The sequence below is a fragment of the Rhodococcus sp. Eu-32 genome, from assembly GCF_003336925.1.
In the GTDB taxonomy this organism is placed as follows: Bacteria; Actinomycetota; Actinomycetes; order Mycobacteriales; family Mycobacteriaceae; genus Rhodococcoides; species Rhodococcoides kyotonensis_B.
On record NZ_QGNK01000003.1, the window covers coordinates 249,812 to 272,827 of the forward strand.

General features: G+C 66.2%; 20 protein-coding genes. 14 read left to right on the top strand and 6 right to left on the bottom strand.

What is annotated here, in order from left to right; translation table 11 throughout:
- Window positions 1-14: 14 nt before the first annotated feature.
- From DK926_RS06280 to DK926_RS06305, 6 genes are all read left to right on the top strand, one after another.
- Window positions 15-824 carry a pyrimidine reductase family protein gene (locus tag DK926_RS06280; RefSeq protein ID WP_114329655.1) on the top strand — a complete coding sequence of 270 codons (810 nt, stop codon included), beginning with the start codon at window positions 15-17 and terminating at the stop codon, window positions 822-824.
- A complete protein-coding gene (locus DK926_RS06285) occupies window positions 821-2,383 on the top strand; it encodes an alpha/beta hydrolase (RefSeq protein WP_114329657.1) in 1,563 nt (520 codons plus the stop codon). Before DK926_RS06280 ends, DK926_RS06285 begins: the two co-directional genes overlap by 4 nt.
- Before the next feature lie 60 nt (window positions 2,384-2,443).
- Window positions 2,444-3,736, top strand: coding sequence for a glycosyltransferase family 87 protein (locus tag DK926_RS06290; protein WP_243636674.1), 1,293 nt, complete (start codon window positions 2,444-2,446; stop codon window positions 3,734-3,736).
- A 9-nt stretch (window positions 3,737-3,745) separates the two neighbouring features.
- Window positions 3,746-4,183 (top strand): peptide-methionine (R)-S-oxide reductase MsrB, encoded by a 438-nt coding sequence (msrB, locus tag DK926_RS06295; RefSeq protein ID WP_114329659.1) that lies wholly within the window; start codon window positions 3,746-3,748, stop codon window positions 4,181-4,183.
- Window positions 4,184-4,258: 75 nt separating this feature from the next.
- Entirely contained in the window at window positions 4,259-5,068 is an 810-nt protein-coding gene (locus tag DK926_RS06300) for a polysaccharide pyruvyl transferase family protein (RefSeq protein WP_114329661.1), read from the top strand.
- Between the two features lie 2 nt (window positions 5,069-5,070).
- Window positions 5,071-5,532, top strand: a complete 462-nt coding sequence (locus tag DK926_RS06305) for a MaoC family dehydratase (protein WP_206030953.1) — start codon at window positions 5,071-5,073, stop codon at window positions 5,530-5,532.
- On the opposite strand, the gene DK926_RS06310 is transcribed toward DK926_RS06305, so the two are convergent.
- The 5 genes from DK926_RS06310 to hemE are packed head-to-tail and all read right to left on the bottom strand — an operon-like array spanning window position 5,510 to window position 11,636.
- Complete coding sequence (locus tag DK926_RS06310) at window positions 5,510-7,798, bottom strand: molybdopterin-dependent oxidoreductase (protein ID WP_165839520.1); 2,289 nt, start codon at window positions 7,796-7,798, stop codon at window positions 5,510-5,512. The genes DK926_RS06305 and DK926_RS06310 overlap by 23 nt on opposite strands.
- A gap of 34 nt (window positions 7,799-7,832) precedes the next feature.
- On the bottom strand, window positions 7,833-8,525 hold the full coding sequence (locus DK926_RS06315) for an HAD family hydrolase (protein ID WP_165839515.1): 693 nt from the start codon (window positions 8,523-8,525) through the stop codon (window positions 7,833-7,835).
- Complete coding sequence (gene hemQ / locus DK926_RS06320) at window positions 8,522-9,214, bottom strand: hydrogen peroxide-dependent heme synthase (RefSeq protein WP_114329665.1); 693 nt, start codon at window positions 9,212-9,214, stop codon at window positions 8,522-8,524. The genes DK926_RS06315 and hemQ overlap by 4 nt, the downstream gene beginning before the upstream one ends.
- A 5-nt stretch (window positions 9,215-9,219) precedes the next feature.
- A complete protein-coding gene (locus DK926_RS06325; RefSeq protein ID WP_114329667.1) occupies window positions 9,220-10,575 on the bottom strand; it encodes a protoporphyrinogen oxidase in 1,356 nt (451 codons plus the stop codon).
- Window positions 10,572-11,636, bottom strand: a complete 1,065-nt coding sequence (hemE, locus tag DK926_RS06330) for a uroporphyrinogen decarboxylase (protein WP_114329669.1) — start codon at window positions 11,634-11,636, stop codon at window positions 10,572-10,574. The genes DK926_RS06325 and hemE overlap by 4 nt, the downstream gene beginning before the upstream one ends.
- A 148-nt stretch (window positions 11,637-11,784) precedes the next feature.
- On the opposite strand from hemE, the gene DK926_RS06335 reads away from it, so the two are divergent.
- The 8 genes from DK926_RS06335 (at window position 11,785) to DK926_RS06370 (ending at window position 21,078) form a co-directional block, all read left to right on the top strand.
- Window positions 11,785-12,384, top strand: a complete 600-nt coding sequence (locus DK926_RS06335) for a DUF3000 domain-containing protein (RefSeq protein WP_114329738.1) — start codon at window positions 11,785-11,787, stop codon at window positions 12,382-12,384.
- A gap of 42 nt (window positions 12,385-12,426) precedes the next feature.
- Window positions 12,427-13,677: a ribonuclease D gene (locus tag DK926_RS06340; protein ID WP_114329671.1), complete on the top strand. Its 1,251-nt coding sequence runs from the start codon at window positions 12,427-12,429 to the stop codon at window positions 13,675-13,677.
- 71 nt (window positions 13,678-13,748) lie between these two features.
- Window positions 13,749-14,972, top strand: a complete 1,224-nt coding sequence (locus DK926_RS06345; RefSeq protein ID WP_114329672.1) for an acetyl-CoA C-acyltransferase — start codon at window positions 13,749-13,751, stop codon at window positions 14,970-14,972.
- Entirely contained in the window at window positions 14,969-17,074 is a 2,106-nt protein-coding gene (locus DK926_RS06350; RefSeq protein WP_114329674.1) for a 3-hydroxyacyl-CoA dehydrogenase NAD-binding domain-containing protein, read from the top strand. Before DK926_RS06345 ends, DK926_RS06350 begins: the two co-directional genes overlap by 4 nt.
- 124 nt (window positions 17,075-17,198) lie before the next feature.
- Window positions 17,199-17,963: an SDR family oxidoreductase gene (locus DK926_RS06355; protein ID WP_114329739.1), complete on the top strand. Its 765-nt coding sequence runs from the start codon at window positions 17,199-17,201 to the stop codon at window positions 17,961-17,963.
- A gap of 110 nt (window positions 17,964-18,073) precedes the next feature.
- Complete coding sequence (locus DK926_RS06360; RefSeq protein WP_114329740.1) at window positions 18,074-19,471, top strand: sugar porter family MFS transporter; 1,398 nt, start codon at window positions 18,074-18,076, stop codon at window positions 19,469-19,471.
- Between the two features lie 35 nt (window positions 19,472-19,506).
- Window positions 19,507-19,791, top strand: a complete 285-nt coding sequence (locus DK926_RS06365; RefSeq protein WP_114329676.1) for a YciI family protein — start codon at window positions 19,507-19,509, stop codon at window positions 19,789-19,791.
- Window positions 19,792-19,842: 51 nt separating this feature from the next.
- Complete coding sequence (locus DK926_RS06370) at window positions 19,843-21,078, top strand: prolyl oligopeptidase family serine peptidase (protein ID WP_114329741.1); 1,236 nt, start codon at window positions 19,843-19,845, stop codon at window positions 21,076-21,078.
- Here DK926_RS06370 and dxs read toward each other — a convergent pair whose 3' ends face one another.
- A complete protein-coding gene (dxs, locus tag DK926_RS06375) occupies window positions 21,079-22,959 on the bottom strand; it encodes a 1-deoxy-D-xylulose-5-phosphate synthase (RefSeq protein WP_114329677.1) in 1,881 nt (626 codons plus the stop codon).
- Between the last annotated feature and the right edge of the window lie 57 nt (window positions 22,960-23,016).

Consider the following 23,016-nt stretch of genomic DNA (forward strand, 5'->3'; position numbering starts at 1 on the left):
TTCTCATCTACTTTGTGCGGCTACTGGATTTTGCGACCTACTTCACATCCGACAACGATCTCGCGTCCCGGGTCGGTGCCGAGCTTGACGACGACGAGCTTCGTCGCGCATATGCGTACCCAGGCGCTCTGACCAGGCCGTGGGTTCGCGTCAACTTCGTGTCGAGCGTCGACGGCGCGGTCAGCGCCGACGGAGTCTCCGCCGGTCTTGGCACGCCGTCGGACAAACGAGTGTTCGGTGCACTGCGTGCGCTGGCCGATGTCGTGGTGGTCGGTGCGGGCACCGTCCGCGCCGAGGACTACGGCGGTGTGCACCTGGCCGACGACGAACGCGAGCGTCGGATCGCGGCCGGACAGTCGCCGGTTCCGCGGATCGTCGTCGTGACGGCGTCCGCGTCGCTCGATCCGCAGTCACGGCTGTTCACGGACACCGAGATTCCCCCGACCGTCGTGACCGCGTCGTCGTCCTCCCCCGAGGCTCGACGACGCCTCGAAGCCGCGGGCGCGCGCGTCGTCGTAGTCGACGGTGACGTCACCCCGGCAGCCGTGACTGCCGAGCTCGAACGCGCCGGAGAGCGACGGGTTCTCCTCGAAGGGGGGCCGGGCCTGTTCGGAACTTTTCTCGACGACGACGCCGTCGACGAGATCTGCTCGACGGTCTCCCCGATCGCCGTCGCCGGCTCCGCGGGACGCATCGCGCACTCGGAACACGCGTCCATGCGCGCCATGAACCGCGCCCACGTGCTGGCCGACGACGACGGCACGCTGCTGACGCGTTGGGTCCGGGCCCGGGATGCAGCGACCGGGCAGAATGAGGTGCCGTGACGCCGAAACGATCGATACTCGCCGTCGGTGTGGCCGTGGCGCTCTTCGGATCGGCCTGCGCGGCGGGTCCGTCCTCGCGGCCGGATGTGGCCGTCGAGCAGAATTCGCCGGGGCAACCCGACCAGTCGGAAGCGAACGACGAACCGCAGGTTCCCGAGCTCGAGAAGCCGGTCGACGACCTGGCGTGGAGGGACTGCACTCAGAGCACGCTCGACGCGTACGGCCTGACGCCCGCCACACCTGGTCTCGTTCTGGACTGTGCCGACTTCGAATCGCCGGTGGACGCGTCGGGACAGATGTTCGGCTCGTTCTCGGTCGGTGTGATGCGTGCGCGACTCGACCGCACGCCTGCCGACGCGCCTCCCCTCGTCCTGACGTCCGGTGCCGACCGTTCGTCGATGGCGACGCTTGCCGACATCGCGGCCGGTCAGAGCGGAACGCTGTTGGGCGTAAATCCGATCGTGGCGGTCGACAGACGGGGCATCGGACGGTCCACGGCGGTGGATTGCATCAAGATCGACACCCGCGAGGCGCTCGAGGGCCTCGGTCAGTTCTCGGCGGGCTCGGGTGACGCGGCGGACCGTGCCGTCGACGTCGGCCGGGAGGCGACCATCGAGTGCACTGATCTTCTCCAGCCCCAGGAGTTGGCGTTCGCGACGAGTTACGCAGCCGACGATCTGGACCAGCTGCGGATGGCATGGGGCGTCGACACCCTCGGCATCATCGGAACCGGTAACGGCGCTTCGACGGCGTTGGCCTACGCCGCGCAGTATCCGGAACACGTGGCGCGGCTCGTCCTCGACTCGCCGACCGGTGTCGGCGTCGACCAGATGACGCTGGCGGAACAGAAGACGCAGGGACGTGAGGCGGCGTTCGCCGCGTTCGCGCTGCGATGCCGAGCACTGCAGTGCTCCCTCGGCGACGCACCGCAGGACGCCGTCGCCGACCTCGTCGGACGCGCCGCTGCGGGTGACCTCGCGCCACTGTCGTCGCACGAAGTGCTCGACGGCATCGCGTACGCCCTCGCATCGTCGGCGGGCGACGCATCGCGCCGGGCGCTCGATCTGTCCGACACCCTGTCGGCCGCGCGATCCGGCGACGTCGGCCGGCTGCAACTGCTGGCGTCGCGCGCGCACGCTGCCTACGGCACTGACGGCCAGTTCGTCGCGCGCTGCACCGACGGCAGGCAGTGGCCCTCGCCGCAGGTCGTTCGAGACGCAGGCGCCGCGTGGTCCGAGCGCTACCCCGTCTTCGGCACGGACGCGGCGCTGACGGCGCTGAGCTGCTCGTCGTGGCCGACTGCGCCGGCCGCCCCGCTACCGTCCTCGCTGGACATTCCGGTTCTGTCGCTCAGCGGGTCCGGCGATCCGATGGTCGGCAACGCCGGGTTCGCCGGAGTCACGGGCCTCGTCGCCTCCACCGGTGCGCGTTCGGCGTCGATGACGTGGCAGGGCGCGGGCCACCCCGTCGTCGGCGGATCGGTGTGTGCGCAGACTGCGGTCGGCAACTACGCGCTCGACGCCGCACTCCCGCCCGACGGCAGCGCATGCCCCGCCTGAGCTCATGGGCTCGGGGTGTCCGACACAGCGACGACAGCCGGTCAAGGTACCGTTCTGCGCGTGTCACTTAGCTTCCTCGAGCCTCGAAACGGCCGGACCACCACAGATGTAATCAAGTTCGCACTGTGGCCGTTCGCCGTCATGACGGTGCTCAACCGCGTGCTCGTGCGCGCGGTCAACGGTGACATCACCGACGACTTCAACCCCGTCTACAAGGCGGCGTTGGCGTTCCTGAACCGGCAGCCCGTGTACACGGCGAACTTCGACTCCGTCGATCCCCACTACCTGTACCCACCGGGTGCGACGATGCTGCTGTCTCCGATCGCCGTCATCGACCCGGAACGCTCACGCTGGTTGTTCATCCTCGCCAGCACGATCGCGATCATCGCGGCGCTCTACATCCTGCTGCGGATATTCGGGTACGGCCTGAATTCGGTTGCAGCCCCCGCGCTGCTCCTGGCGGCGTTCGCCAGCGAAACCGTGACGAACACCCTCGTGTTCACGAACTTCAACGGGTTCGTCCTGCTCGGCGAGATCGCGTTCGTCTACTTCCTGCTGAAGCGCAAGGACTTGACTGCCGGTGTCGCGATCGGCCTCACCATCGTCGTCAAACCGATTCTGGTGCCGCTGCTCATCATCCCGTTGATGACGAAGCAGTGGAAGGTGTTCGTCACCGCGGCGGCGATACCTCTGGTGTTCACTGCGATCGCGTGGCCGCTGTCGGTCGATCCGATGGACTTCGTTCGACGCACCGTCCCGTACCTGCTCGAATCGCGCGACTACTTCAACAGCGCCATCGTCGGAAACGGTCGCTACTACGGTCTGCCGGAGTGGATGATCTTCGGCCTCCGCGGCGTCCTCGGCGTCATGGTGCTCGTCTCGCTGTGGATCCTGTACCGCTACTGCCGCGAAGATCGCCTGTTCTTCGTCGCTACGACGTCGGGCCTGGTCCTCACGGCCCACTGGCTGCTCGGCTCGCTGGGCCAGATGTACTACTCCATGATGCTGTTCCCGCTGCTGATGACGGTGGTGCTCAAGAATTCGGTGCTCAGGAACTGGCCCGCATGGCTCGCGATCTACGGGTTCATGAGCTACGACCGATGGCTGTCCGGTCGCTTCTACACTGCGGGCAGAGCGTTCGACTACATGCGGACGACGTTCGGGTGGAGCTTGCTGATCATCGTCATCTTCGGCGTGCTCGTCGGACGGTATTTCGCTGCACGCAGCGACGGCCGCCTGGATCGAGGAATCGAGCCCGAATGGATCGGGGCCGACAGCCGTCGCATCGACGCAGAGGCAGCCACGAACGGCGACCGAGCTGCGAAAACCGCACGGGCAACGGAATCGTATTAGCGTGGTGGCATGAGTTCAGCGACCGACAACAATTCCGTGCCCGCCGTCCAGCACACCGATGCGGAGTGGCGCGAGAAGCTCACTCCCGAGGAGTTCGCGGTGCTGCGGCAGGCCGGTACCGAACGGCCGTTCGTCGGCGAGTACACCGACACCAAGACCGAAGGCGTCTACCACTGCCGCGCCTGTGGAGCCGAACTGTTCCGCAGCACCGAGAAGTTCGAATCCCACTGCGGTTGGCCGTCGTTCTACGATCCCGCCGACAGCGACGCCGTCATCCTGAAGGAGGACAACTCGCTCGGTATGCGTCGTGTCGAGGTCGTCTGCAGGAACTGCCACAGCCACCTCGGCCACGTGTTCGAGGGTGAGGGCTACCCGACACCGACCGACCAGCGGTACTGCATCAACTCGATCTCGCTGACGCTGCAGCCCTCGACGAACCAGGAGTAGGCGCGGCCACGGCGGTTGCGAACCCTGTCGAACGTAAACCGACCTCACGGTCCTGTACTGCAGTATCTTTATCGTGTGCCGAATTCGATCAAGACTTTCTGGTGGCGCCAGCTCAAGGTCACCGGTATTCGCCCCAATTTCGGCGATGAGCTGACGCCGGGCCTCGTCGACGCACTCTTCGGTAAGAAGTGCTCGTGGAGACGCCCGAAGAACAGCGACATGACAGGAGCTGGTTCGACGCTGGAGATGGTCCAGCTGATGAACGCGCCGGACACTCTGAAGATCTGGGGTTCCGGTTTCATGCTGAAGGACGGGCTCGACGGTCGGATCTTCGACTTCCCGAATTTCGACTTCCATGCCGTGCGCGGGTATCTCTCGTTGGAGCGCGTCAAGTCGGACCGTGAAGTGGCCGTGGGGGATCCGGGGCTCTTGGCGAGCAGGGTCTACCCACGTTCCACCTCCGTGGCCGGCCGAATCGGCCTGGTCTACCACTGGATGCACAAGACCGACCCTGTTGTGCTCGCTCTTGCGCGCGACAAGAAGATCACACTGATCGACCCGTCTCGTAAGCCTGCCAAGGTCATCGCCGACATCACGTCTTGCGACTTCGTCATGTCCACGAGCCTGCACGGGTTGATCGTCGCCGACTCCTACGGCATTCCGAACGCGTGGATCGAGCTCGACCGGGAAATCGGCGGGGCCGGATACAAATTCGAGGACTACTACTCGGTGTTCGACGGGAAAGCGGTTCAATACTCGTCCGATCTGACACGGAACGATGACGAGATCGACCGATTGCGAACCGAATACCGGCCGATCCCGAACCTGACGGAGATTCAGGACAATCTCATTGCTGCCTTCCCGTATCGCGAAGGCATAATGTGACCATGCGCACTTTTTCGTCAGCAGAGCAGTTGAAAGCCGCCGTCGGCGAGGATCTCGGGACCAGCGATTGGTTGCAGATCACCCAGGATCGGGTGAACACGTTCGCCGACGCGACCGGTGACCATCAATGGATTCACGTCGACGTCGAACGAGCGAAGAAGGAAAGCCCCTTCGGTGCACCGGTGGCGCACGGCTACCTCAGTCTGTCGCTGATCCCACTGCTCAATGCGGAGATCTACTCCGTCGAGAACGTGAAGCTCGGAATCAACTACGGATCCAACAAGGTTCGGTTCGTCAACCCCGTCACGGTGGGGTCGCACGTACGGCTGCAGACGACGCTGGCGTCGGTGGACGACGTTGCCGGGGGCGCGGTCCAGATCGTCACGACGCAGACGCTGGAGATCGAGGGCGTCGACAAGCCGGCCCTGGTCGCCGAGACCATCACCCGATTCGTGTTCGAGTGACGATCGTCGGCGGATCGAACGCCGTGATCGGCGGCAGCTCGCCGTCGTAGCGTTCGATCTGCACGAGGACGTGTTGGCCGGTACAACCGTGCGACAGCGACGACGCGCCCACGTCTGCCGTCAGCACGTTGGGATTGCCGTGCTTGCACATCGACGCCGTGTCCGACGGGTCCTCCGGGTCGTACCACGCACCCGTCGACAGCTGCACGACGCGCTCGAGCATCCCGTCGTCGACGACGACCCCGGCGAGACAGGAGCCACGGTCGTTGAACACACGCACGACGTCACCGTCGGCGACACCGTATGCCCGCGCCACGGCCGGGTGCAGTCGAATCGGCTCGCGGCCCTGCACTTTCGACGCCTGGCTCGTGGCGCCGTGGTCGAGCTGACCGTGCAGCCTCGTGCGCGGTTGGTTCGCGATGAGATGCAGCGGAAACGCTTCTGCGCGTTCGCCGTTCAGCCACTCGTCGGGTTCGTACCAGGCCGGGTGTCCGACGCAGTCGTCGTACCCGAAGCCGTCGACGACCTCGGAGAAGATCTCGATTTTGCCGCTCGGAGTGCGAAGCGGCGCGGCGACCGGGTCCTTTCTGTAGTCCCCGAGCAGCGTCAGCCCGTCTTCGGTCGACATGCGGAACGAGCCGTCGGCCCAGAAGTCGTCGAACGTCGGTGTCGTGACGCCCGCCGACGCGAGATAGCCCTGCCACTGTCGGTAAAGATGTCGGAGCCACTCCCCTGACGTCCGGCCCTCGGTGAATTCCCGTGCGACGCCTAACTTCTCGGCGACGGCGGCGAACGTGTCGTAGTCGTCGCGCGCGTCGGCGAAACGGGGTACGGCCGGGTGCATCGCGACGAGAAGCGGGTCGTTGCGGGTGCAACTGATGTCGCTGCGTTCGAGTGACGTCGTCGACGGGACGACGATGTCGGCGTGTTTCGCCATCGGCGTCCAGTACGGATCGTGCACGACGATCGTGTCCGGACGTGCCAGCGCACGCCGAAGCCGTCCGATGTCTTGGTGGTGATGGAACGGATTGCCGCCTGCCCAGTGGACGAGCTTGATATCCGGATAGGTCAGACGTCGGCCGTTGTAACGAAATTCGTCGCCTGGGTGCAGCAACATGTCCGAGACCGCCGCGACGGGAACGAACGTCGACACCGGGTTGAGCCCTTGCGGCAGCGTCGGCAGCGGATACGGTACCGGGGCGAGTCCCGGTTCGTTCATCGATCCGTACCCGTGGCCGAATCCCCCTCCGGGAATACCGATCTGGCCGAGCATCGACGCCAGCGTCAGCCCCATCCACGGCGCCTGCTCGCCGCTCTTGACGCGCTGCAGCGACCACGTGACCGTCACCAGGGTTCGATGCGACGCCATCTCGCGCGCGAGATCCACGATGGTCTGCTCGGCAAGACCCGAGATGCCCGATGCCCAGGCAGCGGATTTCGGTATACCGTCGCTGTGCCCCAGCAGATATCGCTCGAACCTGTCGTAGCCGGTGCAGTACGCGTCGAGAAACGCCGTGTCGTGCAGATTCTCGGTCACCAGCACGTGGGCGAGACCCAGCATGACGGCGACGTCGCTGCCGGGAATGGGAGCCAACCACGTTGCGGCGCCGGTCATGTCGTCACGGAGCGGGCTGATCGTGACGATCTTGCCGCCACGAGCACGCAGCGCGGTCAACGCATCCTGGGTCGGGTGATTCGATGTGCCGCCGTGGTTGATGGAGGTGTTCTTCAACGGGACGCCGCCGAACGCGACCAGCAACTCGGTGTTCTCGGCGATGACGTCCCAGGATGTGGAGCGCGAGAACATCTTCCAGTGCGCGCCGACGACGTGCGGCATGATCACGCTCGTCGCGCCGGTCGAGTAGCTGTCGACCGAACGCGTATAGCCGCCGAGACAGTTCAAGAAGCGGTGAACCTGGCTCTGCGCGTGATGGAATCGGCCCGCGCTGGCCCATACGTAGGAGCCGCCGTAGATCGCCCCGTTCCCGAATGTGTCGACGACGCGCCGGAGCTCGGTCGCGAGCAGATCGGTGAGTTCGTCCCAGGACACAGCGACGAACTCGTCGTTGCCCCGACGATCGCACGGGCCAGGGCCGTTCTCCAGCCATCCGCGCCGCACCGCGGGCCCGGCGATACGCGAGCGGTGACGCACCGAACCTGGAATGTTCCCCAGTACCGGCGACGGATTGGCATCGTTCCGGTCCGGGTGGACCTCGGTGATCTCCCCGTCGGTCGCCGAGGCACGGAACATGCCCCAGTGGGCCATGTGCTGCGCGGCACCCTCGACGCTCACCTCGGGGTCAGAGTCCGTATCGAGCAAGCGCGTCGCGCAGCGCGGTGGGACGGTCGGCCGTCGGACGCGGCTCGACCAGCGCGAACGAACATCCGATGGCCGTCGCAGCGCCGTCGGCTTCCTCGCTGTCGCCGACCATCAACGTCCGAGCCGGATCGACGCCGAGCGCCTGCGTCGCGTGCTGGAAGATTCCCGGCCGAGGCTTGACGACGCCGACCTCGTAGCTGAGGACGAATTCCGTCACGTACTTGTCGATCCCCAGCGCCTCGAACGCGGGCCGGATGTCGAACGCGATGTTGCTGAGCACCGCGACGGGAACAGACTGACTCGCAAGCGATTCGAGCACGTCGGCGGTGTCGGGATACGGCGTCCAGCAGGAGGGATCGATGACGCGTCCGTAGACGGAATCCGCCTGCGAGGCCTCGGTGACACCCGACTCGCGCAATACGTGCAGGTACGCCTGACGGTGCAGCGCCGGATCGAGATCGCGGTTCTGCCAGGCATGCCGCGACACGTCGTCGAACTCCACGACCTCGCCGACGGGGGCAGTCATCCGGCGCATCAGCTCGGCGACGTGATGCCCGTCGAGGGGCGACCCGTCGGGACGCGTCACTCCGGCGAACCAGGAATCGTCCTCGTCGAGTCGGAACAGCGTTCCGGAGAAGTCGAAAATGACCGCCTGGATCTCGCGCTCCGTCACGGCAGCGAGGCCACGAGGGTCTCGATGTCGACACGAGGTCCGGTGAAGAACGGCGTTTCCTCGCGCACGTGCCGCCGCGCTTCGGTGGCACGCAGGTCGCGCATCAAATCGACGATGCGGTCGAGCTGTGGCGCTTCGAAGGCCAGGATCCACTCGTAATCACCGAGCGCGAACGCAGGCACGGTGTTGGCGCGGACGTCCGCATAGCCGCGTGCAGCCTTGCCGTGATCGGCGAGCATGGTCCTGCGTTCCTCGTCGGGCAGCAGGTACCAATCGATGGACCGGACGAACGGGTACACGCAGATGTACGCGCCCGGCTCCTCGCCCGCGATGAACGACGGCACGTGGCTCTTGTTGAATTCGGCAGGCCGGTGCAGCGACGAGTTGCTCCACACCGGCGTGCTCGCGCGACCCAACGCCGTGGTGCGACGGAAGTCCGAGTACGTCGCCTGCAGGTCCTCGATACGCTCTGCGTGCGTCCAGACCATGAAGTCGGAGTCGGCCCGCATGCCCGCGATGTCGTAGATGCCGCGGACCACGACGTCCTCACCGCGATTCTCGAAGAACGATCGCGCCTCTTTCGCAGCGTCCTCGCGGTCCTCACCCAGGACTCCGGGCGTGACCTTGTACACCGAGAACATCGAATAGCGAAGAGTCGAGTTGAGCGCTTGATAGTCGAGGCGTGCCATGAGCTCTATCGTGCCACTTCGCATATGGCCGCGGCCGCCCTGGTGGCGGACGCGACACACGCGGGCACACCGACGCCGTTGCTCCACGCGCCTGCAACGGCCACCCCGTCGACGTCCTCGACAGCCGAGAAGATCGCGGCGACGCGATCGAGATGCCCCGGCGCGTACTGCGGCAGTCCCCCGCGCCATCGCTGGACGACGCTCGACGACGGGTCGATCTCGATGCCGGTCACGCGCCGTAGATCCTGACGCGCAACATCGATCAGCGTGTCGTCCGTCCAGTCGAGCGCCCTGGTGTCACCGAATCGACCCAACGACGCACGAACCAGCGAGACCGACCGGTCGGCGAGGTGCCCCCATTTGCGACTCGACAGCGTGAACGCCTTGGTCTCGAGACCTGCGTCCGTCGCCACGAGTACACCCGAGTTGTCGGGTAGTTCGGCGTCCGACGGAAGTGCCATCGCGACGACGGCGGCCGATGCGAGCTCGATGTCGGCCGCCGCTGCCGACGCCTCGGGCACGGCAGCGGAGAGAATGGTTGCGAGCGCGGGCGCCGGAACTGCGAGAACGACGGCGTCGACCTCGCCGATCGGGTCGACATCCCAACCACCGGACGTGCGACGGAGAGACGTGACCGCGGTTCCGAGGACGATGCGCGCGTCCGCGGCAGCGACGAGCGCGTCGATCAGGACGCCGTAGCCGTCACGCAGTGCACCGAAGACCGGCCCAGCGCTCGGCGGCGGTATCGCTGCGGCGATCGCCGCGGTGAGACTCGTCGCCGAATCATCCAGTGCGGCAGCCAGAGTCGGGAGCGCTGCGCGCACACCGATCGACGCGGACAGGCCCGAGTACACACCGCCGAGCAGCGGATCGACCGACCGGTGCAGCACCTGCTCACCGAACCGTCCGCCCACCAGCTCGGCGACACTGACGTCCGTGTTTCGATTCCACTGCAGCGGGGTTTCGGGCTCTGCCTCGATGGCGCGCACGGTCGCGTCGTCGACGAGTCCCACGACCGACGACGCGGACGCCGGAATGCCCATCAGCGTGCCGCCGGGAAGCGGATGCAGCGCATTCTGCGAGTAGATCAGTGGCCGCTTGCCTGCGGGATGCACGAGCTGACTCGCGAGACCCAGCTCATCCATCAGGGCGGGGATCTCGGGTCGACGACCGATGAACGCCTCGGCACCGACGTCGAGAGGGCCGTCTTCGAGGTGCACCGTCCGCAGCGTGCCACCGAGCCGATCCGACTCTTCGACGACCGTGACCACGGCGTCCGGACCGAGCGTCGAACGCAGCCGATACGCCGCGGTGAGGCCGGTGATACCGCCGCCGACGACCGCTACCCGCCGCACGGTCACAGCGAATGCACCAGCTCCACGACGCGAGTCAGCACGTCCGGGTCGGTATCCGGCAGCACGCCGTGTCCGAGGTTGAACACGTGCCCGGTGGCGCCGGCCGCCACGGCACGATCCGCCTCGCCGACGATGCGTCGCACCTCGGATTCGACGGCGTCCCAGCCTGCGAACAGCACCGCCGGATCGAGGTTGCCCTGCAACGCTTTTCCGGGGCCGACGCGTCGGACGGCGTCGTCGAGCGGGATGCGCCAGTCGACGCCGACGACGTCCGCACCTGCCTCGCCCATCGAGCCCAGTAGTTCACCGGTGCCGACGCCGAAGTGGATCTTGGGAATGCCTGCTGCGCTGACGGCGTCGAACACCTTGGTCGAGTGCGGCAGCACGAATTCGCGGTAGTCGGCCAGCGACAGTGCGCCGGCCCAGGAGTCGAACAGCTGCAGGGCATCGATGCCCGCGTCGATCTGAGCCTGCAGGAACGTGATCGTGGTGTCCGCGAGGGTGTCGAGGAGTGCATGCCACGTCGCGGAATCCGAACGCATCAGCGCCTTGGTCTTCTCGTGGTTGCGGCTCGGACCACCCTCGACGAGGTACGACGCCAGTGTGAACGGCGCGCCGGCGAACCCGATGAGGGCGGTTTGCCCGAGCTCCTCGGTCAGCAACGTCACTGCCTTCGCCACCGGCTCGACCTGCTCGCTGTGCAGCGTGGGCAGCGCGGCTACGTCCGCCGCCGAACGCACCGGATTCGCGACGACCGGGCCGGTGCCGGCGACGATGTCGAGATCGATACCCGCAGCCTTGAGCGGAACGACGATGTCGGAGAACAGGATTGCCGCATCGACGTCGTGGCGACGCACCGGCTGCATCGTGATCTCGGCGACGAGCGCCGGATCGAAGCACGAGTCGAGCATTCCGATACCGGCACGAATCTTCCGGTACTCGGGAAGCGAACGTCCTGCTTGTCGCATGAACCAGACAGGTCGTCGCGACGCCTTCCTTCCGGCGGCGGCCGCCAGAAGAGGGGCGTCGGGCAGCTGGCGACGGGTCGAAGGCGTGTCGTTGTTCATCGCCGTCCATGCTGCCACGCGGCGGCGACACTTCCTTCATGCAGGTACGCCACGGTTTCGGGTCACGCGAACGAACCAGAAGCGACATTTGTTCCGAATCGGCGCGCCTCCGACGCCGAAATACGTGAGAAGTCTAACGTCCGGAGTCGTGACCAAACCCGGACCCTCTGCCGAGCCTGCGCCGTTTCGATCGGCGATCGAGGCGATGCACCGGGCCGTCGTGCACCCGGCGATCGAGATCGGGCCGATCCGGCCTCCGCAGCGTCTTGCCCCCTACAGCTATGCAGTCGGCGCCGAGGTGCAACAGCAGGCGCACGAGAACACCGACGAGCAGTTCGACGGCGACGCCTTCGGCCGATTGATCCTCCTGTACGACCCCGACGGGGACGAAGCCTGGAACGGCACGATGCGTCTCGTGGCCTACATCCAGGCCGACGTCGACGAATCGCTCGCGTCGGACCCCCTTCTCCCCGAGGTCGGCTGGAGCTGGCTCGTCGACGCGCTCGAGAGTCGATCGGAGCCGCTGACCGCGCTCGGGGGCACGGTGACGTCCACCAGCTCGGTGCGCTACGGCGACATCGCCGGCCCACCGAAGGCTCACCAGCTCGAGCTGCGCGCGTCGTGGACGGCGACGTCGATCGAGTTGGCATCGCACGTCGAAGCGTTCTGCGAAGTGCTGGCGTACGCCGCCGGATTGCCGCCTGCAGGCATCACCGAGCTGAAGGGACGGGACGCGAGCCGCACGTAGCGCGGTACGCAGGTCACTCGTGAGGGCCTAGAGTCTCCTCACATGTCAGCGACCAGTTCCGACGACTCCTCGGACACACCGAACCCGGTACCTCTGCTCGCCCCGGCCGACGGTGTGCCCGACGTCGTCACGACGGCCGACGGTGTACGCGCCGCTGCCGAACTGCTCGCGGGCGGCGACGGACCACTGGCAGTCGACGCGGAACGCGCGTCGGGATTTCGCTACTCGCAACGCGCCTACCTGCTTCAGTTCCGACGACGTGGTGCGGGGACGGTGCTGCTCGATCCGATCCCGGTCGCCGACGCTCTCGCTCCCCTCGCCGAGGTCGTCAACCCGCTCGAATGGGTGTTGCATTCGGCCGACCAGGATCTACCGGGCCTCGCCGAACTCGGCCTCGTGCCTGCCTCTCTCTACGACACCGAGCTCGCGGGCCGTCTCGCGGGATTCGAACGCGTCGGGCTCGGTGCCATCGTCGAGCGGATGCTCGGTCTGTCGTTGCAGAAGGGCCACGGCGCAGCCGACTGGTCGACGCGTCCGCTGCCCGAGACGTGGCTGAACTACGCCGCTCTCGACGTCGAGGTCCTCGTCGAGCTGCGCGATGCAATGGCAGCGGAATTGGAACGCCAGGGCAAGACCGAATGGGCTCGTCAGGAATTCGAGCACATCCTCACTCTCGGACCGCCCAAGCCGAAGGGCGATCGGTGGCGCAAGACGTCGGGCATTCACTCCGTGAAGTCACCGCGCGTGCTCGCCGCGGTGCGTGAGCTGTGGCAGACCCGCGACGGGGTCGCGCACCGTCGCGACCTCGCGGCCGGCCGCGTCCTTCCGGACTCCGCGATCATCGCCGCGGCGACGGCAGACCCGAAGACCGAGAGCGAACTACGCGCCCTTCCGGTGTTCGGCGGTCCGCGTCAACGCAGGTCGACGCGCCTGTGGCTGAGCGCGCTCGAGCGTGCGCGCTCTCTGGACGCGCGTGACCTGCCACCCAAGACGCTTCCGTTCGACGGTCCGCCGCCGCCGAGTCGGTGGGCCCGCAAGGACCCGGACGCGGCCGACCGCCTCTCCGCTGTGCGTGCTGCGATGTCGGAGTTGAGCGAGAACGTGTCGGTGCCCGTCGAGAACCTTCTGATGCCGGATCAGTTGCGCCGTCTGGTCTGGGACTGGCAACCGTCGGACGACGCCGCGTCGTTCGAGTCGAGGCTCACGGAAGCAGGCGCCCGGCCGTGGCAGCGTGAGCTGGTCGTTCCCGTCCTCGTCGAGGCACTGACCCCTCCTCAAGTTACCGACCGGTAATACCGGCTACAGTGGGGGCAGCCCGGCGTCGGCCGGGCAAGAACGTCCGCATCAGTCGGGAGGATCGAAGCGTGTCTGTACCCGCGTCCAACTCACAGCGGAATGTCGTGTTCGTCGACGGCATCCGCACCCCGTTCGGCAAAGCAGGCCCCAAGGGCATCTACGCCGACACCCGTGCCGACGACCTCGTCGTCAAGGCCATCCGCGAGCTGCTCCGCAAGAATCCGAATCTGCCGCCCGAGCGGATCGACGAGGTCGCCATCGCTGCGACCACCCAGACCGGCGATCAGGGTCTCACCATCGGTCGTACCTCGGCACTTCTCGCCGGACTCCCCCGCAGCGTCCCCGGATTCGCGATCGACCGCATGTGCGCCGGCGCGATGACGTCGGTCACCACGACCGGCTCGGGCATCGGCTTCGGCCAGTACGACGTCGTCATCGCCGGCGGAGTCGAGCACATGGGACGGCACCCGATGGGCGAGGGCGTCGACCCGAACCCGCGCTTCCTCGCCGACAAGCTCGTCGATCCGAGCGCCCTCGTCATGGGCAACACGGCCGAGAACTTGCACGATCGCTTCCCGTCGATCACCAAGGATCGCACCGACGCCTACGCCGCCGCGAGCCAAGAGAAGTACGACGCCGCGAAGAAGGCCGGCTTCATCGCCGACACGCTCGTACCCGTCGCGACCAAGTCCGCCGCAGGCTGGGGCCTGGCGACCGAGGACGAGCCGCCTCGCCCCGGCACCACCGTGGAGGATCTCGCGAAGCTGAAGACGCCGTTCCGTCCCGCGGGGCGCGTCACCGCCGGCAACGCCGCAGGCCTGAACGACGGGGCCACCGCCGCGATCCTGGCAGGCGAGGACACGGCCCACGAGTTGGGCCTGAACGTCGGTATGCGGATGGTCGGCTTCTCCTTCGCAGGCGTCGATCCTGCTGTGATGGGCATCGGTCCGGTCCCGGCCACCGAGAAGGTGCTCGCACGGACGGGCCTCGGCATCGACGACATCGGCCTGTTCGAAATCAACGAGGCGTTCGCCGTCCAGGTTCTGGCGTTCCTCGAGCACTACGGCATCTCCGACGACGACCCCCGCGTCAACAAGTGGGGTGGCGCGATCGCGTGCGGTCATCCGCTCGCCTCGTCGGGCGTGCGACTGATGACGCAGCTGAGCCGTCAGTTCGCGCAGCAGCCGGAGGTCCGCTACGGCCTGACGACCATGTGCATCGGTCTCGGCATGGGCGGAACCGTCATCTGGGAGAACCCGAACCACGCCGATTACTCAGGAGCTTCCAAATGAGCGACATCACCACGGCGTTCACCGATGAGGTAGTCACGAACGCGTTCACCAAGCTCGTTGCCGTCCCTGGTCTCGACGGCCCGATCGCACTGGTGACGTTGGACAACGGCTACGACCACACCAAGCCGTCGACCTTCGGTCCCGGCGGACTGACGCAGCTCGACGCGGCCCTCGACGAGGCGTTCGCGGCAAACCCGGTTGCCATCGCGGTCACCGGCAAGCCGTTCATCTTCGCCGTCGGCGCGGATCTCAACGGCGTACCGAACATCGAGACCAAGGATGAGGCGCTGCAGATCGGGCAGCTCGGCCACAAGGTGTTCCGACGCCTGCGCGAGTCCGAGATTCCGACGTTCGCGTTCATCAACGGCGCAGCATTGGGTGGCGGCCTCGAGGTCGGTCTGCACTCGCACTACCGCACGGTCGCCGACAACGCTGCGGCACTGGGCCTTCCGGAGGCCTTCCTCGGCCTCGTTCCCGGCTGGGGCGGAACTCAGTTGCTGCCCAACATCATCGGTGCATCGAACGCGGTCACGGTGATCATCGAGAACTCGCTCAACCAGAACCGCACCCTGAAGCCGCAACAGGCGCTGGACCTCGGCATCGCCGACGTCGTGCTCGGCGGGGCCGACTTCATCGAGCAGTCCCTCGCATGGGCCGCACAGGTCGTCAAGGGCGAGATCACCCCGGCACGCCCGGACATCGATCGCGGCCAGGCATGGGACGACGCCGTCGCCCGAGCCAGGGGAATCGTTGCGGGCAAGACCGGCAACTTCGCACCGGGACCTGTCGCTGCCGTCGAGCTCATCGAGCTCGCCAAATCGACGGACATCACCGACTCGGCGTCACTCGACACGGCATTCGCCGCCGAGGACGAAGCGTTGTCGACACTTCTCGTCAAGGACGAGTTACGCGCAGGCCTGTACGCGTTCGACCTGGTGCAGAAGCGCGCGAAGCGTCCGGCGGGCGCGCCCGACAAGTCGTTGGCGCGCAAGATCTCCGGCGTCGGCATCGTCGGAGCGGGCTTGATGGCCAGCCAGCTGGCTCTGCTGTTCGTACGCCAGCTGAAGGTGCCGGTCATCCTCACCGACATCGATCAGGAGCGCATCGACAAGGGCGTCGGCTACGTCCACGACGAGATCGACAAGCTTCTCGGCAAGAAGCGCCTGTCCCCCGACGCCGCGAACCGCCTGAAGGCGTTGGTGTCCGGATCCATCGACAAGGCTGCGTTCGCGAAGACCGACTTCGTGATCGAGGCCGTGTTCGAGAACCTGGACGTGAAGAAGAAGGTCTTTGCCGAGGTCGAGGAATTCGTCTCTCCCGAAACAATTCTCGCGACCAACACGTCGTCGCTGTCGATCACGAAGATGGCCGCCGACCTGTCGCACCCCGAACGCGTCGTCGGCTTCCACTTCTTCAATCCCGTTGCCGTGCTTCCGCTTCTGGAGGTCGTCAAGGGCGAGAAGACCGACGATGCCACGCTCGCAACGGCGTTCGCGACGGCCAAGACGCTGAAGAAGTCCGCGGTACTGTCCGCCGACCTTCCTGGCTTCGTGTTCAACCGACTCGTGACGCGTGCGTCGGGCGAGATCATCACCGCCATCGACGAGGGCACCCCGTTCGAGGTCGCCGACGGTGCCGTCGGTGAACTCGGCATGCCGATGAGCCCGCTGACGCTGCTCGGACTCGTCGGACCTGCCGTGGCGTTGCACACCGCCGAGACGCTCGGCGAGGCGTACCCGGATCGGTTCAAGGACTCCGCAGGTTTCCGCGCACTCGTCGACGCCAAGAAGCCCGGCGTGTGGACCTGGGGACCGGAAGGCCAGGTCGTCGACCCCGAGGTCGCCGCGCTGTGGCCACAGGGTGATTCGCCCTCGACTGCCGAAGAGGTGCTCGACCGGACGCGTCGGGCCTTCGCCGACGAGATCCGCATCATGCTCGACGAGGGCGTCGTAGCGGCACCCGAGGACATCGATCTCTGCCTGCTCCTCGGTGGTGGGTTCGGATTCTGGAACGGCGGCATCACGCCGTACCTCGACCGCACCGGCACGTCGGAAGCGGTGACCGGCAAGCGTTTCCTGGCTCCGGGCGTCGCCAGCGTGTAGCTGCGGCGTAGCCGCCCGTGCGCGGATGGTTGGCCTCCAGGCCAACTATCCGCGCACGGGTCGCGCAGCGGCACCCTGTCACATTCGCCCGGACTGTCTCGTCCGAGGTGGTATGACACAGAACATGAGAATCGCAGTTGCAGGGGGCACCGGCGTCGTGGGCCGTCACGTCGTCCGAGTGGCGAAGGAGAACGGACACGACGTCGAGGTTCTTTCGCGCTCGTCGGGAGTGGACCTCACCACCGGAACAGGACTGGCCGGCGCGTTGGACGGCGTCGACGTACTGATCGACGTCTCGTCCACCCAGACGATGTCAGCGAAGGACTCCACGGCGTTCTTCACGACGGTGACGCGCACTCTTCTCGCGGCGGAGAAAACCGCGGGCGTGCGGCACCACGTCGCCCTGTCCATCGTGGGCATCGACGACGCGCCGCACATGTACTACGCAGGCAAGGTCGCCCAGGAGAAAGAAGTCACGAGCGGTGACGTGCCGTGGACGATTCTGCGTGCGACTCAATTCCACGAGTTCGCGTCGCAGATCTACGGACAGATCAAGATCGGTCCGATCATCGTCGTGCCGAAGATGCGGTCGCAGCCCATCGCGGCGCGAGAGGTCGCTGCACGCCTCGTCCAACTGGCCGAGGGCACGCCGGCAGGGCGTGTGAAGGATCTCGGCGGCCCTCACACAGAACTGATGTCCCGGATGGTGCGCGACTACGCCGCCTCGATCGAGGGAACTCCGGCACACCTCGGCGGCCGAATCGTCGAACTCCCGATACCGGGCGCATACGGCAAAGCGATGCGCGACGGGACCCTGCTGACGGGCGCGGACGCGGACCACGGAACCCAGACGTTCGACGAATGGCTCGGGACGCAACAGGCCCGGTAACTGTTCGAACGAGAATCGCACGATTTCGCACACGCCGTGCTCGGGTCGGGTCCATGATGACGTTCAGACCATCGCCGCTGCTGGTCCCGACCGCGAAAGCAGGACTCGCCATGACGCAATCTGCAGAACGTCACACTGCGAAGGTCATCGGGGTCACCGTCGCGGCCGCGGTCGGCGGCTTCCTGTTCGGCTTCGATTCCTCGGTGGTCAACGGAGCCGTCGATTCCATTCAGGAGAACTTCGCCCTGTCGTCGTTCGTCACCGGTTTCGCGGTCGCGATCGCGCTGCTCGGGTGTGCGGTCGGCGCGTGGTTCGCGGGCCGACTCGCCGACAGCTGGGGCCGCAAACGCGTCATGCTGCTGGGGTCGGCTCTGTTCACGATTTCGTCGCTCGGGTCCGGATTCGCCTTCAGCGTGCCCGATCTCATGCTGTGGCGCGTGCTCGGCGGTCTCGGAATCGGTATCGCGTCGGTGATCGCCCCGGCGTACATTTCCGAGATCGCCCCTGCTCGATTCCGTGGCGGGTTGGCGTCGCTGCAGCAGTTGGCGATCACCGTCGGCATCTTCGCAGCCCTGCTGTCCGACGCCGTGCTGCAGAACGCCGCGGGTGGGCCGTCGAACGATCTGTGGTTCGGCCTCGAAGCGTGGCGGTGGATGTTCCTCGTCGGCGTCGTACCGGCACTCGTCTACGGCTTTCTTGCGACGCTCATCCCCGAATCGCCGCGATACCTCGTCGGCAAGCATCTCGACGAGGAGGCCGCGCGCATTCTCGGCGAAGTGTCCGGCGAGCTGAATCCCGGTGAGCGAGTTCAGGAAATTCGGCTGACGTTGCGGAAAGAATCTCGGTCGTCGTTCCGCGACATCCGAGGACCGAAATTCGGATTGCAGCCGATCGTCTGGGTGGGAATCGCGATGGCGATCCTGCAACAGTTCGTCGGCATCAACGCGATCTTCTACTACTCGACGACGCTGTGGAAGTCGGTCGGCTTCAGCGAGAATCAGTCGTTCGTCACGTCGGTGATCACGTCGATCATCAACGTCAGCATGACGTTCGTCGCCATTCTGTTCGTCGATCGGGTCGGTCGCAAGAAGCTTCTGTCGATCGGGTCGATCGGAATGTTCGTCGGGCTGGTACTCGCGGCGGTGTCGTTCTCTCAGGCGGTGGGATCCGGCGACGATCTGACCCTCCCGGAACCGTGGGGCGTCGTCGCGTTGGTCGGCGCCAACCTGTTCGTCATCTTCTTCGCCGCCACGTGGGGTCCGATCATGTGGGTGATGCTCGGCGAGATGTTCCCCAACAACATTCGTGCTGTGGCCCTCGGCCTCAGTACCGCAGCGAACTGGATCGCGAATTTCGCCATCACACTTGCGTTTCCACCGCTGTCGCAATCCATCGGCCTCGGTTTCATCTATTCCTTCTTCGCGTTCTTCGCGCTCCTGTCGTTCTTCTTCGTCAGGTTCAAGATCCGCGAGACGAAGGGTATGGAACTCGAGGACATGGTCCTGTAGTGAATCGAGAAGCACTCCGAAGGGAGTGAGATGTCATGGGAATGTTCGTCGTCGAGTACTCGTACACCCACGAATCGTCCGCCGGCCGCGACGACCACCGCACCGATCATCGCGCGTGGCTGACCGAACTCGTTCGCCGCAAGGTCGTTCGATCGTCCGGGCCGACGGCTGACCACACCGGAGCGACATTCATCGTGCAGGCCGACGACGCCGACGCCGTCAGACGCTTGTTCGCCCACGATCCGTTCGCGCGCGCGCACCTCGTCGAGGATGTCCGGGTGTCCGAATGGACACCGGCTCGGGGTGATTTCGGAGGGTGATTTTTCGGAGTGTGCGCCGATGCCGCACCCGCCGACAGGCATCGTGACACCATGCCCCGCACACCATCGTTCCTGACGCATCCCCATCAGGCGTTCACCGCCGGGTTCTACCGCAACGACGATTTCGACTTCGAAGTCCGCATCGCGCTCGGCGCAGCCGCGTTCGGTGCGACCGACGCCGGTGAGGTCATGTCCGCGATCGCGCACGTCCGCGACAACGACCACGACGCCTGGTTCGACGCCTGGGTCGCACTCGGAACGCGCGTGAAGGCTCTCGCCGACCGTTCGGCCGAGTCCGGCCACGACGTCAGCGCGGCACAGGCGTATCTGCGCGCGTCGACGTATTTCGCCGTCGCAGTCAATTCGATCGCGGGACTGGGCAGCGACGACCAGTTGCTGCCGACGTTCCGGCAGCATCGCTCGGCGTGGGATCGTTTCGTGGACACGACGTCGTACTCGGTGGACCGCATCGAGATTCCGTACGAAGACGGGCACATGCCCGGCTATTTCTTCCACGCACCGGGTGACGGTCGCCGGAAGACGTTCGTCATGGTCAACGGCAGCGACGGGTCGATGAGTGCGCTGTGGTCGTCGGGGGCGGCGGGCGCGCTGGCGCGCGGGTACAACGTGCTCGTGTTCGACGGACCCGGACAACAATCGATGCTGTTCGAACGCGGCATCGGGTTCCGACCCGACTGGGAAGCCGTCGTGACGCCGGTCGTCGACGCCCTCGTCGGCCGTCCCGACGTCGACGCGGACAAGCTGGCCCTGTACGGGCTGAGCCAGGGAGGGTTCTGGGTACCGCGGGCGCTCGCGTTCGAACACCGCTTCGCGGCAGCGATACTCGATCCGGGCGTCGTCGACGTCGCCACCTCGTGGACGGATCACTTCCCGAAGAACATGATCCGCATGCTCGACGACGGTAACCGCTCGGCATTCGACCGCGACATGGCGATGGGAATGAAAGTCTCGAAAGAGACTGCACGCGAATGGAATTTCCGCGCCAGACCGTACCTGCGCGACGGCTACTTCGACACCGTGATGGAAGTACGCAGGTACACCATGAACGGTCTGCTCGGCAAGATCGACACCCCGTTGTTCGTGGCGAACTCCGAGGACGAACAGTTCTGGCCGGGCCAGCCGAAGCAACTGGCCGACGCCGTCGTCGCCCCGGTGCATCTGTGCGACTTCACCGCGGCCGAGGGCGCCAACTATCACTGCCAGCCGATGGCCCGACTACTGACCGATCAACGCATGTTCGACTGGCTCGACGCGACGCTCGGGTGATCAGACCGTCTTGGCCCAGTCGACGATGTTCTGAGCGACGTCCTCGGACGTGAGACCCAGTTCGCGGTGAATCTGCTCGCGGGAGGCGTGATCCAGAAAGCGTTGCGGCACACCGATGTCGCGGCAGACCGTGTCGACTCCTGCGGCTCGGATAGCTGCGGATACGCTCGATCCGACACCGCCGTGGACACCCGAGTCCTCGAGCGTGACGACGAGGCGGTAATCGGCGGCGAGCGCCGTCAGCGAGTCCGGGACCGGAAGCACCCAGCGCGGATCGACGACGGCAACCGAAAGTCCCTGTGCCGTCAGCTTCTTCGCTGCGTCGAGCGCCAAGCCGGCGAACGCTCCGACCGCAACGATCAGAACGTCGCGGTCGTCCGTTTCCGGCTCGGCGAGCACGTCGACCACGCCGTCCAGCCGGCGAATCGCCGGAACGTCCTCGGTGACCGAACCTTTCGGGAATCGCAGAGCGGTCGGACCGTCGTCGATCGCGAGGGCTTCGCCGAGTTCCTCGCGCAACGTCGCGCCGTCACGGGGCGCCGCGACGCGCATGCCGGGCACGATACCGAGTAGCGACATGTCCCACATGCCGTTGTGGCTCGCCCCGTCCGCACCGGTGACGCCCGCACGGTCGAGCACGAGGGTCACCGGCAGCTTCAGCAGCGCCACGTCCATGAGCAGCTGGTCGAAGGCACGGTTGAGGAACGTCGAATAGACCGCGACGACCGGATGCAGTCCACCGAGCGCGAGACCCGCCGCCGAGGTGACGGCATGCTGCTCGGCGATGCCGACGTCGAACAAACGGTCGGGATAGGCCTCTCCGAAGGCGGCAAGTCCCGTCGGGCCTGCCATCGCCGCGGTGATGGCCACGACGTCCTCGCGTACCGCGGCCCGATCGATGAGTTCCTGTGAGAACACCGACGTCCAGTCCGGCCCCGATTTCGACCGCGCGAGACCTGTGAGCGGGTCGATGACGCCGGTGGCGTGCATCTGGTCGGCAACGTGATTCTCGGCGTGCGCGTAGCCCATCCCCTTGCGGGTGACAGCGTGGACGATGACGGGCCCGCCGTACGCCTTGGCTCGTCGCAGTGCGGCCTCGAGTGCAGGCTCGTCGTGACCGTCGACCGGCCCGAGGTACTTGATCCCGAGGTCGGTGAACATGACCTGGGGGCTGATCGCGTCCTTCACACCGGCTTTCATGCCGTGCAGCATCGCGTACGCCGTCTTTCCGACCAACGGAATCCTGCGCACGATCCGTCGACCGTTGTCGAGGACTTTCTCGTAGCCGGGCTGGAGTCGGAGGGCCGCGAGGTGCTCGGCGAGCCCGCCGATCGTGGGCGCGTAGGAGCGGCCGTTGTCGTTGACGACGATGACGAGCGAGCGATCCTTGCCCGCCGCGATGTTGTTCAGTGCCTCCCAGCACATTCCGCCGGTGAGCGCGCCGTCGCCCACGACGGCGACGACGTGACGGTCGTTCTGCCCGGTCAACTGGAACGCCTTGGCGAGACCGTCGGCGTACGACAACGATGCCGACGCGTGCGAGGACTCGACCCAGTCGTGCTCGCTCTCCGAACGAGCCGGGTAGCCGGACAGCCCGCCCTGTTTGCGCAGGGAGTCGAACGCTCCCGCGCGACCGGTGATCATCTTGTGGACATACGCCTGATGACCGGTGTCGAAGATGATCGGGTCGTTCGGCGAATCGAAGGTGCGGTGCACGGCCAGTGTCAGTTCGACGACGCCGAGGTTCGGGCCGAGATGGCCTCCTGTGGCGGACACCTTCTCGACGAGGAAATCGCGAATTTCGCCGGCCAGGTCGGCAACCTCGGACGGGGCCAGACGGCGCAGGTCCTCGGGCGTCTGAACACGAGCTAGGACACCCACCGAGATCGCTCCCTTCGGCCGGACTCTTGCGAGTCACGATCAGCACAGTCTACGTAG

What these genes read in the sequence shown, in the direction of transcription:
- msrB (WP_114329659.1), top strand. Translation starts at nt 3,746, where the DNA reads ATGAGTTCAGCGACCGACAACAATTCCGTGCCCGCCGTCCAGCACACC.
- DK926_RS06305 (WP_206030953.1), top strand. Translation starts at nt 5,071, where the DNA reads ATGCGCACTTTTTCGTCAGCAGAGCAGTTGAAAGCCGCCGTCGGCGAG.
- DK926_RS06310 (WP_165839520.1), bottom strand. Translation starts at nt 7,798, where the DNA reads ATGGCCCACTGGGGCATGTTCCGTGCCTCGGCGACCGACGGGGAGATC.
- hemQ (WP_114329665.1), bottom strand. Translation starts at nt 9,214, where the DNA reads ATGGCACGCCTCGACTATCAAGCGCTCAACTCGACTCTTCGCTATTCG.
- hemE (WP_114329669.1), bottom strand. Translation starts at nt 11,636, where the DNA reads ATGAACAACGACACGCCTTCGACCCGTCGCCAGCTGCCCGACGCCCCT.
- DK926_RS06340 (WP_114329671.1), top strand. Translation starts at nt 12,427, where the DNA reads ATGTCAGCGACCAGTTCCGACGACTCCTCGGACACACCGAACCCGGTA.
- DK926_RS06350 (WP_114329674.1), top strand. Translation starts at nt 14,969, where the DNA reads ATGAGCGACATCACCACGGCGTTCACCGATGAGGTAGTCACGAACGCG.
- DK926_RS06355 (WP_114329739.1), top strand. Translation starts at nt 17,199, where the DNA reads ATGAGAATCGCAGTTGCAGGGGGCACCGGCGTCGTGGGCCGTCACGTC.
- DK926_RS06360 (WP_114329740.1), top strand. Translation starts at nt 18,074, where the DNA reads ATGACGCAATCTGCAGAACGTCACACTGCGAAGGTCATCGGGGTCACC.
- DK926_RS06365 (WP_114329676.1), top strand. Translation starts at nt 19,507, where the DNA reads ATGGGAATGTTCGTCGTCGAGTACTCGTACACCCACGAATCGTCCGCC.
- DK926_RS06370 (WP_114329741.1), top strand. Translation starts at nt 19,843, where the DNA reads ATGCCCCGCACACCATCGTTCCTGACGCATCCCCATCAGGCGTTCACC.